This is a genomic window from Micromonospora sp. KC721 (genome assembly GCF_004348355.1).
GTDB lineage: Bacteria > Actinomycetota > Actinomycetes > Mycobacteriales > Micromonosporaceae > Micromonospora.
The window spans coordinates 1-11,384 of record NZ_SMJY01000197.1 but is presented as its reverse complement, the minus strand read 5'-3'; the positions used below and the strand labels follow the sequence as shown (position 1 = coordinate 11,384).

The 11,384-nt window shown below is 72.5% G+C and carries 13 protein-coding genes; 8 read left to right on the top strand and 5 right to left on the bottom strand.

The features are described 5' to 3' along the window. Positions 1–185: 185 nt before the first annotated feature. Positions 186–1,382 (bottom strand): acyl-CoA dehydrogenase family protein, encoded by a 1,197-nt coding sequence (locus E1182_RS25300; RefSeq protein ID WP_132269760.1) that lies wholly within the window; start codon positions 1,380–1,382, stop codon positions 186–188. 175 nt (positions 1,383–1,557) lie between these two features. Here E1182_RS25300 and E1182_RS32520 point away from each other — a divergent pair, with 175 nt between their 5' ends. Continuing rightward, positions 1,558–2,004: a DUF4190 domain-containing protein gene (locus E1182_RS32520; RefSeq protein ID WP_243706413.1), complete on the top strand. Its 447-nt coding sequence runs from the start codon at positions 1,558–1,560 to the stop codon at positions 2,002–2,004. Positions 2,005–2,010: 6 nt separating this feature from the next. Here E1182_RS32520 and E1182_RS25290 read toward each other — a convergent pair whose 3' ends face one another. Beyond that, complete coding sequence (locus tag E1182_RS25290) at positions 2,011–2,916, bottom strand: SDR family NAD(P)-dependent oxidoreductase (RefSeq protein ID WP_132269754.1); 906 nt, start codon at positions 2,914–2,916, stop codon at positions 2,011–2,013. Positions 2,917–3,028: 112 nt separating this feature from the next. Between E1182_RS25290 and E1182_RS25285 the strand changes: the two genes are divergently transcribed. Further along, complete coding sequence (locus E1182_RS25285; RefSeq protein WP_132269752.1) at positions 3,029–3,577, top strand: DUF4190 domain-containing protein; 549 nt, start codon at positions 3,029–3,031, stop codon at positions 3,575–3,577. 46 nt (positions 3,578–3,623) lie between these two features. Here E1182_RS25285 and E1182_RS25280 read toward each other — a convergent pair whose 3' ends face one another. Further along, positions 3,624–4,580 carry a CoA ester lyase gene (locus tag E1182_RS25280; RefSeq protein WP_132269750.1) on the bottom strand — a complete coding sequence of 319 codons (957 nt, stop codon included), beginning with the start codon at positions 4,578–4,580 and terminating at the stop codon, positions 3,624–3,626. A 127-nt stretch (positions 4,581–4,707) separates the two neighbouring features. Between E1182_RS25280 and E1182_RS25275 the strand changes: the two genes are divergently transcribed. From E1182_RS25275 to E1182_RS25265, 3 genes are all read left to right on the top strand, one after another. After that, positions 4,708–5,532: an SDR family NAD(P)-dependent oxidoreductase gene (locus tag E1182_RS25275; protein ID WP_132269748.1), complete on the top strand. Its 825-nt coding sequence runs from the start codon at positions 4,708–4,710 to the stop codon at positions 5,530–5,532. Beyond that, positions 5,529–5,822: a hypothetical protein gene (locus E1182_RS25270; RefSeq protein WP_132269746.1), complete on the top strand. Its 294-nt coding sequence runs from the start codon at positions 5,529–5,531 to the stop codon at positions 5,820–5,822. Before E1182_RS25275 ends, E1182_RS25270 begins: the two co-directional genes overlap by 4 nt. 67 nt (positions 5,823–5,889) lie before the next feature. Further along, positions 5,890–6,585: an HAD family hydrolase gene (locus E1182_RS25265; protein WP_132269744.1), complete on the top strand. Its 696-nt coding sequence runs from the start codon at positions 5,890–5,892 to the stop codon at positions 6,583–6,585. Between the two features lie 29 nt (positions 6,586–6,614). Here E1182_RS25265 and E1182_RS25260 read toward each other — a convergent pair whose 3' ends face one another. Continuing rightward, positions 6,615–7,079, bottom strand: coding sequence for a hypothetical protein (locus tag E1182_RS25260; RefSeq protein ID WP_207921513.1), 465 nt, complete (start codon positions 7,077–7,079; stop codon positions 6,615–6,617). A 196-nt stretch (positions 7,080–7,275) separates the two neighbouring features. After that, positions 7,276–8,145, bottom strand: coding sequence for a PhzF family phenazine biosynthesis protein (locus E1182_RS25255; protein ID WP_132269740.1), 870 nt, complete (start codon positions 8,143–8,145; stop codon positions 7,276–7,278). A gap of 33 nt (positions 8,146–8,178) precedes the next feature. On the opposite strand from E1182_RS25255, the gene E1182_RS25250 reads away from it, so the two are divergent. The 3 genes from E1182_RS25250 to E1182_RS25240 all read left to right on the top strand — a co-directional run bounded on the left by E1182_RS25250 (position 8,179) and on the right by E1182_RS25240 (position 11,300). After that, the gene (locus E1182_RS25250; protein ID WP_132269738.1) at positions 8,179–9,465 is read left to right on the top strand and encodes a magnesium transporter MgtE N-terminal domain-containing protein; all 1,287 of its coding nucleotides are present in this window, start codon (positions 8,179–8,181) and stop codon (positions 9,463–9,465) included. Continuing rightward, a complete protein-coding gene (locus E1182_RS25245; RefSeq protein ID WP_132269756.1) occupies positions 9,458–10,063 on the top strand; it encodes a DUF1003 domain-containing protein in 606 nt (201 codons plus the stop codon). The genes E1182_RS25250 and E1182_RS25245 overlap by 8 nt, the downstream gene beginning before the upstream one ends. Positions 10,064–10,151: 88 nt before the next feature. Next, the gene (locus E1182_RS25240; RefSeq protein WP_132269736.1) at positions 10,152–11,300 is read left to right on the top strand and encodes an Mrp/NBP35 family ATP-binding protein; all 1,149 of its coding nucleotides are present in this window, start codon (positions 10,152–10,154) and stop codon (positions 11,298–11,300) included. Positions 11,301–11,384 lie beyond the last annotated feature (84 nt).

The window sequence follows — 11,384 nt, the reverse complement described above, 5'->3', positions numbered from 1 at the left end:
GGTGTGGCTGCGGCCCACGGACTGGCCGCCGGGGGAACCGGATCCGGTGGTGGGGGGCCGGGACGCGGCGGTGTCCGAACAGCGGCTCATCGCCGCGATCGAGCACTTCCGCTCCCGGCCGGCGGCGTTCGGCGTGGGGCTGCCGGTGAGCGCGCCGGAGCCGACCGGCGGGTGACCCGCAGCGGTCAGAGCTTGTACTCCTTGAGCAGGCCCCGGGAGATGATGGTCTTCTGGATCTCCGAGGTGCCCTCGCCGATCAGCAGGAACGGAGCTTCCCGCATCAGCCGCTCGATCTCGTACTCCTTGGAGTAGCCGTAGCCGCCGTGGATGCGGAACGCCTCCTGGACGACCTCGGCGCAGTACTCGGAGGCGAGCAGCTTCGCCATGCCGGCCTCGACGTCGTTGCGCTGGCCGGCGTCTTTGAGCCGGGCGGCGTTGACCATCAGGGCGTGCGCCGCCTCGATCTTCGTACCCATCTCGGCGAGCTTGAACGCGACGGCCTGGTGCTTGGCGAGCGGCTGGCCGAAGGTGCGGCGCGCTTGCGCGTACGCGACGGCCAGTTCGAAGGCGCGCAGCGAGATGCCGCAGGCGCGGGCGGCCACGTTGACCCGACCGACCTCGATTCCGTCCATCATCTGATAGAAGCCGCGACCGACCTTCTCCTCGCCGCCGAGCACGGCGGAAGCGGGCACCGTCACCCCGTCGAGGACCATCTCGGTGGTCTCGACGCCCTTGTAGCCCATCTTGTCGATTTTGCCGGGGATGGTCAGGCCGGGGGCGGTCTCGCCGAAGCCGGGCTCCTTCTCCAGCAGGAAGGTGCTCATGTTGCCGTAGACGGAGTCGGCCCCGGTGTCGGTCTTGACCAGGGTGGCCACCACCGACGAGTACGCCCCGTTGGTCAGCCACATCTTCTGACCGTCGAGGACGTAGTTGTCGCCGTCGCGGACCGCCTTCGACTTGATCGCCGAGACGTCGGAGCCGCACTCCGGCTCCGACATGGAGAAGGCGCCGCGCACCTCGCCGGTGGCCATCGTCGGCAGCAGCCGGGCCTTCTGCTCGGCCGAGCCGTGCTGGGAGATCAGGTACGCCACGATGAAGTGGGTGTTGACGATGCCGGAGATCGACATCCAGCCGCGCGACAACTCCTCGACGACCAGGGCGTAGGTCAGCAGGGACTCGCCGAGCCCGCCGTACTCCTCGTCGATGGTGAGGCCGAACAGGCCCATCTCGCGCATCCCGTCGAGGATGTCGGTGGGGTACTCGTCGGCGTGCTCCAGCCGCTGCGCGTGCGGGATGATCTCTTTGTCGGCGAACTCCCGGACGGTTTCCAGGATCGACCGCTGCACGTCGGTCAGGCCGGGCGTCTGGGCGAGTCGGGCCATCTCAGCCTCCGGGGTCGGCGCATTACTCATGGGTAACTGAACGCTCGGTCAGTATCGGCCCCCGCCGCTGGCCCGCCAAGGTGACCAGTCGCCCAACCGCTGTGAAAAGGTTCACCGCTGCGGGTAGCGTCCGCAAGAGAGAACGGCACCGACCTGCGGCGGAAGGGTGACGATGATGAACCAGCCACCGTCCGACGAGCCGGGGCAGCCGCGCTGGGGACAGCAGCCCGAACAGCCACCGTCGCCGTACGAGCGGCCCGGCGAGCCGGCGCTCTACCCCCATGAGGGGGCCGGCGAGCCGTCGCCGTACGAGCGACCCGGCGGGCAGCCGCAGTATCCGCCGCAGGGCCCGTACGGGCAGTACGGACCGCCGTCGGGCGACGGCGGACCGAACGTCATGGCGATCCTGTCGCTGGTCTTCGCGTTCGTCTTCGCCCCCGCCGGGATCGTCCTGGGACACCTGGCCAAACGGCAGATCAGACGGACCGGCGAAGCGGGTGACCAGCTCGCCACCTGGGGACTGGTGCTCAGTTACGCCTTCACCGTGCTCGGCCTGCTGGCCTGCTGCGGCTGGTTGGCCTTCCTGATCTGGGCCGGTTCACACGGCGAGACCACCTACTGAGGTCGGTCAGCGGAACTGGGCCTCCCGGACGCTGTTGCCGCCGTCCACCACCAGCATCTGCCCGGTGATGTACGAGGCCGCCGGCGAGCAGAGGAAGGCGATCGCCGCGGCCACCTCGTCCGGCGTACCGGGTCGGCCCACCGGGGTACCCATCCCCTGCTTGAGTTCGGCGACGGTGGACGCCGCGGTGTGGATCGTGCCCGGAGCCACCGAGTTCACGGTCACCCCGTCGGCGATCATCTCCATGGCCAGTGCCCGGGTCAACCCGACCACACCGGCCTTCGCCGCCGCGTACGCCGCCTCGGTGGGCAGGGCGTTGACCGGCCCCGCGGTCGCCGCCAGGTTGACGATTCGCCCCCACCCCCGCTCGGCCATGCCGCCGATGAAGGCGCGGCTGCACAGGAACGCGGTGGTCAGGTTCCGGTCGATCTCGCCGCGCCACTCGTCGTAGCTGAGCTGCGCCACCGGGCGCAGCACCTCCGGGCTGGCCCGGCTGGCCAGGCCGGCGTTGTTCACCAGCACCTCGACGTCGCCGAGCTGCTCGGTGACCGCGTCGGCCAGCGCGCCCACCTCCGACTCGTCGGTGAGGTCGGCCACGAACCCGGTCACCCCGAGTTCACCGGCCCGCTCGTGGATCCGCCGGGTGGTGGAGACGATCGCCACCCGGGCCCCCAGGTCGGCCAACCGGCGGGCCGTCGCGTAGCCGATCCCGTCCGCGCTGCCCGCCCCGGTGACCAGGGCGACCCGGCCGTCGAGCCGCATCGTCACCGGCTCCGGCAACGGCACCGGCTCGTCCGGGCCGGGTACGCCGCTGGCGCCCACCGCGCGGGTCCGTCGCGCCAATCCTGGACGGCTCACGTCCCGCCTCGATCTGCTGCCGGACCGGTCGCTGCCGCGCGCGTCGATGACCATGCCGCGATCCTGCCCGCTGCGGACGATCCGGGCAACGCGGCACCACGGGCTGACCGAATTACCTGGCGCTGACTACCCTGACGGCGCACCCACACGCGACGGAGAAGACCTGATGACATATCCCCCACCGGCCGACGGCTGGAGCAACCCGACCGGCGACCCCACCCAGCCGGTCGGCCAGCCGGTCCCGACCCAGCCGACCGGCGACCCGAGCCTGCCGGTAGCCAAGGACCCGTACGGGGTGCCGCCGCAGGCCGCACCCGCCGACCCGTACGCGGTGCCGCCGCAGGCCGCACCCGCCGATGCGTACCCGACGCCGGGCTACCCGCCCGCCGCCGGCTATCCGGGGTACGGCTACCCGCCGGCACCGCAGAACAACGGCCTGGCCATCGCCGCGATGGTCGTGTCGATCATCGGTGCGCTCGGCCTCTGCGGCTACGGTCTCGGCGGCTGGATCGGCCTGGTCGGCGCGATCCTCGGGCACGTCGCCCGCCGGCAGATCCGGGAGCGGGGCGAGGCCGGCGACGGATTCGCCCTGGCCGGCGTCATCGTGGGCTGGATCGCCACCGTGATCGCACTGCTGGCGACGATCGCCATCGTGGTGTTCATCATCTGGGCGGCGAACCAGGACTCGTCCAGCTTCGACTCGACCAGCTACTGACCGGCCACGTGCCGCTCCGGGTCGGCCCCGGGGCGGCACGCGCGGGTCAGCCGGCGGGCGGGGTGAAGCGCGAGGTGCGGGTCATCCCGGCGGCGCGGCCCTTGGCGGCGATCACCAGCGCCATCTTCCGGGACGCCTCGTCGATCATCTCGTCGCCGAGCATCACGGCGCCGAGTTTCCCGCCCGCCTCGGAGGTGTAGTGGTCGTAGGCGTCGAGGATCAGCTCGGCGTGGTCGTAGTCGGCCTGGGCCGGCGAGTAGACCTCGTTGGCGGCGTCGATCTGGCCCGGGTGCAGCACCCACTTGCCGTCGAAGCCCAGCGCGGCCGAGCGCCGGGCCACCTCGCGGAACGCGTCCACGTCGCGGATCTGCAGGAACGGCCCGTCGATGGCCTGCTTGTCGTGCATCCGGGCGGCCATCAGGATGCGCATCAGGATGTAGTGGTACGGGTCACCCGGGTAGTCCGGGATCAGCGCGCCGACGACCAGGGACTTCATGTTGATCGAGGCCATGAAGTCGGCCGGCCCGAAGATGATGGTCTCCACCCGGGGCGAGGCGGCGGCGATGGCGTCGACGTTGACCAGGCCGGCGGCGTTCTCGATCTGCGCCTCGATGCCGATCCGGCCGACCTCGAGGCCGAGGGTCTTCTCGATCTGGGTCAGCGTCATGTCCAGCCAGTGCACCTGGGCGGCGTTCTGCACCTTCGGCAGCATGATGCAGTCGAGGTTGACGCCGGCGCCCTCGACCACCTCGATGACGTCCCGGTAGGTCCACGGGGTGGTCAGGTCGTTCACCCGCACCACCCGGGTCTTGCCGGTCCAGTCGCCCTCGTTGAGCGCGGCCACGATGTTTTTCCTGGCGTCCGGCTTCGCCAGCGGCGCGACCGCGTCCTCCAGGTCGAGGAAGACCTGGTCGGCCGCAAGGCCCTGGGCCTTGCCGAGCATCTTCACGCTGGAACCGGGCACGGCGAGGCAGGACCGGCGGGGGCGACCGACAGCGGCCATGGATGCGCTCCTTCCAGCGTCCGGCGGGCGGCCGACGCCAGCAGAGATGACAGACGGGAACTTAACGATCCCAAAGGGCGTTGTGACGCCACGGTAACCTCGTGCCGTGACCGGGGTGAATGGACCTGTGGAAGATCTCACTGGCCGTCGGATCGTGGTGGTGACCGGGGCCAGCTCCGGTATCGGGCTGGCCGCCGCCGAGGCCCTGGCCTGCCGGGGCGACCAGGTGGTGCTGGTCGGGCGCGATCCGGCCCGGCTCCAGGCCGCCGGGGACCAGGTCCGTGAGGCCAGCGGCGAGCGTCCCGAGCTGTTCCGGGCCGACTTCGCCGTCCTGGACGACGTACGCGGCCTCGCCGAGCGGCTGCGGGCGGCGTACGACCGGATCGACGTGCTCGCCAACAACGCTGGCGCGATCGTGCTGCAGCCGGTCACCACCATCGACGGGTTCGAGCTGTCGATACAGGCCAACCACCTGGCCCCGTTCCTGCTCAGCCACCTGCTGCGCGACCGGATCGGCCGGCTGGTGGCCACCGCCTCCGGGGCGCACCGCAGCGGAGCGCTCGACCCCGACGACCTCAACGCCGGCCTACGCCGCTACCGGCCGATCCGGGCGTACGGCACCAGCAAGCAGGCCAACATCCTGTTCACCGCCGAGGCGGCCCGGCGCTGGCCGGACACGCCGGCGTACTGCTTCTATCCCGGGCTGGTGCGGACCCGGATCGGCACGGACAGCCGGCTGGTCGCCCTCGGCATGCGGCTCCTGCCGTTTCGCAGCCCGCAGAAGGGCGCCGAGACGCTGGTGTGGCTGGCCCACCAGGATCCGTCCCGGCTGGTGAACGGGGCCTACTACGCCGACCGGCGGCTGCGCCGACCGTGGCCGAAGGCGGCTGATCCGCAGCTCGCCGCCCGGCTCTGGGCGGCCAGCGCCAGGGCCGTCGGGGTCGACCGGTGAGCCGGCCCGACCCGGCGGTGCTCCTGGTGGCTCTCGTCGAGTACCCGCTCGACCAGCCCGAGGAGGCCCGGCGGTACGAGGACGACGTGCTCGCCCTGCTCGAACAGCACGGCGGTCGACTGGAGCGCCGGTTGCGCAGCACCGACGGGTGGACCGAGGTGCATCTGATCCGGTTCGCCTCGCGGGCCGGCTGGGAGGCGTTCCGGGCCGACCCGCAGCGGCGGGCCCTGCGGGCGGCGCTCGGGGACGCGGCACCGGTCGGCCGGGTGATCGAGGTCCGCGACATCTGACCGTGAGCACTCCGTTACCATCGGGCTACCTCGCCGCCGACTCCCTCACCTCCGGAGGCGCTCCCCCATGCCCAGGTACCAGGCGGTGCTGTTCGACTTCTTCGGCACGCTGACCCGCCGTGTGCAACGCGGGGCGGCCCACCGCGCCACCGCCGAGCTGCTCGGCTGCCCGATGGACACGCTCACCGCGGTACTCGACCGGACCTTCTACCAGCGGGCCAGCGGCCGGCACGGCACGGCCGAGGCGACCCTGCGCTGGGTGTGCAGTCAGGCCGGGGTGCAGCCCTCCGACGAGGCGGTACGCGCGGCAGTGGCCTCCCGGCACCGCGCGATACGTGCCGACACCCGACTGCGCGACGAGGCGGTCCCCGCCCTCGCCGCGTTGCGCCGTCGGGGCGTACGCACCGGAGTGATCAGCGACTGCACCCACGAGCTGCCCGCCTTCCTGCCGCAACTGGCGGTGGCCCCCCTGCTCGACGTGCGGGTCTTCTCCGTCCAGTTCGGTCGCTGCAAGCCCGATCCGGCGCTCTACCTGGCGGCGTGCCGCCGCCTCGACGTACGCCCGCAGGACTGCCTGTACGTCGGCGACGGCGGCAGCCAGGAGCTGACCGGCGCGCAACGGGCCGGGATGAGCGCGATGCGCCTCGCCGCCCCCGACCTGGTCGGGCACCTGGTCTTCGACGCCGAGCAGGGCTGGGACGGGCCGCTGATCGGCTCGCTCAGCGAGGTGGTCGAGCTGGTCGACCCGGCGGCGGCCCGCTGAGGCAGCGCCTCCGGCCGGTGGCGGGGCGGTCAGCGGCGGCGGACCTTGTGCAGGCGGAACGGCTTGCGGGTCGCCCGGACGACGCTGGCCCCGCGCGGCTCCTCGGCGAGGGCGGTGTCCGGGAGCGTGCCAGCGGCGTCCGGTGCGCCGGCCGGCAGGAGGCGGTTCAGGGCGCAACCGTCGGCCGCCCAGCGCTCGACCAGGTCGGCGGCCGACCCGGGGGCGTTCAGGCGTTTCGCGGCCACCAGCGGGGCCGTCGTCTGCCACTCCTCGGTGCCCGGGGCCAGCCGGGTCACCCGCGCGGGCCAGGTGACGATCCGGCCGCCGTGGTCGCCACGCAGCGTGACCCGGGCCGCCCCGGCATCGGCCAGGCCCGGCGCGGACTGCTCGCCCGGCCCGCTGACCACGAGAAGCGCCCCCTCCAGGGGTACGCACCACAGGGCCAGCGCGGGACCGTCGCCGACCGCCACCCAGCAGACGGCAGCCTTCTTCATCGCCTCGTCGACCAGTGGCGTCGACCCGGGGGCGTCCTGCTCGTCCGTCACCCCGTCATCCTCCCGTACGTCGTCCGGCCCGGCCCGGGCCGGGCCGGGCCGATGACATGATCGACTCTGCTTGCGGCACATCGCCGTGTCCCGGCACCGGAATACCACAGCATGCCGCACGCCGGGGCGCGGCCGGGCCGGATTCCTAGCCGATGAAGGGGGGTACGGCGATCTCACCGCGCGCCACCGGCATCACCTGACCGGAGACGGTGGCACCGACCGCCACCCCGCCGGCCGCGGTCACCGTGCAGGCCAGTGTGGACGGCCGGCGGATTTCCGCGCCCTGCCGGACCACGTACCGGGAGCAGCCCTCACCGGGCAGGAGCCCGCTGGCCACCAGCCAGACACCCAGCCCGAGGGCGGCCGAACCGGTCGCCGGGTCCTCCGGCACTCCCATCCCGGGCACGAAGACCCGGGCGTGCGCGGTTTGCGTACCGACGTCCCAGGAGAAGACGCTGACATGGTCCAGCCCGTACCGCTCCGCCGCCGCCGCGTTCAACCGGGCGCGCGCCACCGCGTCCGGGCGTACCGGCAGATAGGGGAACTCCAGGCCGCAGCCGGCCACCCGGGGCGCCGGACCGGTGTGATCGGCCGCGTCGAGGCCGACCATCTCCAGCAGCGGCTCCGGGTCGAGTTCCGGGCTGAGGGTGGGGACACCACCGGTCAACGTGGCACCCGTCGCGGTGACCTCGATCGGCAGCACCCCGGCACCGCACTCCTGAGTGACCTGCCCCACACCGAACATCCCGCGCCGGCTCGCGGTCACCGCCGCGCCGACACTGGGGTGGCCGGCGAACGGAAGCTCGTCGGCGGGGGTGAAGATCCGGGCCCGGTAGGTGGCGCCGACCTGGGTCGGAGGCAGCACGAACACCGTCTCCGACAGGTTGAACTCCAGCGCCAGCGCCTGCATCTGTTCGGTGGCCAGCCCTTCGGCACCGAACACCACGGCCAGCGGATTGCCCGCGAACGGGCGGTCGGTGAAAACGTCCACGATCTCGTAGGCCAGGGTCGACATGGTGTTAGACAGTAGGCGCTTAGGCTGGTGCCCGTGAGTACGCCGAACCGGGTCTACCTGGCCCGACTCGCCGGAGTCGCCGTCTTCGACCCCAACGGCGACCTGGTGGGACGGGTCCGTGACGCGGTGGCCCGGCTCCGGCCGACACAGCGCCCACCCGAGGTGGTGGGGCTGGTCGCCGAGATGCCGATGCGTCGGCGCATCTTCCTGTCCATCAACCGGATCACCTCCATCGACGCCGACGCCGTGGTCCTCGGCACCGGCACCCTCAACCTGCGTCGCTTCGAGAAGCGCCCGAACGAGTTGCTGGTGCTCCAGGAACTGCTGGACCGACGGGTCCAGCTCGAACCCGCCGGCCAGCCGGGCACGGTGGTGGACGTGGCGATGGAGCACAGCCGGGACGGGGAGTGGTCGCTGTCCCGGGTCGCCGTGCGTGAACACACCGGCCGGCTCACCCGACGTGGCCACCTGCACCAGGTCCAGTGGGAACGGGTACGCGGACTCAGCGGCGCCGCCGACACCCGGGGCACCGCCAACCTGCTGGCCGTGCTGGAGGACATGCGCCCGGCCGACCTGGCCAACGCCCTGCAGGACCTGCCCGACACCCGGCGCAACGAGGTCGCCGCCGCGCTGGACGACGTACGCCTCGCCGACGTGCTCAGCGAGCTGCCCGAACACGACCAGGTGGAGATCCTCGCCGCGCTGGACCGGGAACGGGCCGCCGACGTACTGGAGGAGATGGACCCGGACGACGCGGCCGACCTGCTCAACGAGCTGCCCCCGCCGGAGCAGGACGTGCTGTTGGACCTGATGGAGCCGGACGAGGCCGACCCGGTCCGTCAACTCCTGCGGTACGCCTCGGGCACCGCCGGCAGCGTGATGACCTCCGAACCGGTGATCCTGCCCCCGGACGCCACGGTGGCGGAGGCACTGGCCCGGATCCGGGAGGAGCAGCTCTCCCCCGCCGTGGCCGCGCAGGTCTTCGTGGCCCGCGCCCCGATGACCACCCCGACCGGCCGTTACCTGGGCATGGTGCACTTCCAGCGCCTGCTCCGGGAGCCCCCGGCCGACCTGCTCGGCGGGGTGGTGGTCAACGACATCGACCCGCTGCGGCCGACCACCCCGCTGCCGGAGATCACCCGGCGGATGGCCACCTACGACCTGGTGGCGATGCCGGTGGTCGACCGGAACAACCGGCTGGTGGGCGCGGTCACCGTCGACGATGTGCTCGACCACTCGCTGCCACCGGACTGGCGGGACCGGGACGCGGTACCGACCGCGGGCGGCGGCGAGGAGACCCCGGGTGGCACGGATGGTTGAGCGCCGGCGGACCGAACGGCTGGACCAGCCGCGCGAGTCCCGTGTGAAGCTGCCCCGCTTCGATCCGGAGGCCTTCGGCCGCTGGTCCGAGGGGATCGCCCGGGGCATGGGCACCGCCAACTTCATCGTCTACATGACGGTGGTGATCGCCGCCTGGTTCCTCTGGAACACCCTGGCCCCGCCGCACCTGCGTTTTGACCCGTACACCTTCACCTTCCTCACCCTGATCCTGTCGCTCCAGGCGTCGTACGCGGCCCCGCTGATCCTGCTCGCGCAGAACCGGCAGGCCGACCGCGACCGGGTCGCGCTGGAGGAGGACCGGCGTCGGGCGACCATGCAGAAGGCGGACACCGAGTACCTGGCCCGGGAGATCGCCGCGCTGCGCGTCGCGATGGGCGAGGTGGCCACCCGGGACTTCCTCCGCTCCGAGCTGGCCCGGCTGGCCGAGGAGCTGGACGAGGCGGCGCACCGGCGGCAGCGGCTGGAACGCCGGCAGCAGAAGCGCACGGCGCACCGTTCGGCGGGTTCGGATCCGCTCGACGAGCCCCGCGACGATCTGGACGGCGACTACGCCCGCGACGGCCGCCCGGAGGGCTGACGTTCTGCTCCCGGCCGCGACCATCGATTCGCTCACACCGGCCGGCACGGCGACCGGGACGGATCGCCGCCGACGTAACATTGCCGGCATGTCAGCACCCGTCAGCACCGTCTCCGACGCGATCCAGGCCGCCCTGGCCACCGTCAACGACCCGGAGATCCGCCGCCCGATCACCGAGCTCGGCATGGTCCGCTCCGCCGTGGTCGGCGACGACGGCGTCGTCCGGGTCGAGCTGCTGCTCACCGTGGCCGGCTGCCCGCTGAAGGACAAGCTGCGCGCCGACATCACCGCCGCGGTGGGCGCCGTGGCCGGCGTGACGGGTGTCGAGATCGAGTTCGGCGTGATGAGCCCCGAGCAGCGCCAGGAACTCCAGACGAAGCTGCGCGGCGGCACCGCCAGCCAGGAGCCGGTGATCCCGTTCGCCCAGCCCGGCTCCCGCACCCGCGTGTACGCGGTGGCCAGCGGCAAGGGCGGCGTCGGCAAGTCCAGCGTGACGGTGAACCTGGCCGCCGCGCTGGCCGCCCGGGGCCTCGCCGTCGGCGTGGTCGACGCGGACATCTACGGCCACTCGGTACCCCGGATGCTCGGCGCGGACGGCAAGCCCACCCGGGTCGAAGACATGATCATGCCGCCGCAGTCACACGGCGTGAAGGTCATCTCGATCGGCATGTTCACCCCCGGCAACGCGGCCGTGGTGTGGCGCGGCCCGATGCTGCACCGGGCGCTGCAACAGTTCCTCGGCGACGTCTACTGGGGCGACCTGGACGTCCTCCTGCTGGACCTGCCCCCGGGCACCGGCGACATCGCCATCTCGGTGGCCCAACTGCTGCCCAACGCCGAGATCCTGGTGGTGACCACCCCGCAGACCGCGGCGGCCGAGGTGGCCGAGCGGGCCGGCGCGATCGCCCTGCAGACCCACCAGCGGGTGGTCGGCGTCATCGAGAACATGGCCTGGCTGGAACTGCCCGACGGCTCGCGGATGGAGGTGTTCGGCTCCGGCGGCGGCCAGGCGGTCGCCGACTCGCTGAGCCGGACGATCGGCGCGCCGGTGCCGCTGCTGGGGCAGATCCCCCTCGACACCCGGGTCCGGGAGGGCGGCGACGCCGGTACGCCGATCGTGCTGGCCGAGCCGGACGCCCCCGCCTCAAAGGCGCTGGCCCAGGTCGCCGACCGGCTCGCGGTGCGCCGGGAGTCGCTGCTGGGCAAGCCGCTCGGCCTCAAGCCCGCCGGCCGCTGACACCGGCCACCTCGAGCCCGCTCGTCACCTGGCCCGGCGTTGCGGGTCAGGTGGCGTCGTCGTAGCTGGGGCGGGGTGCCGGGG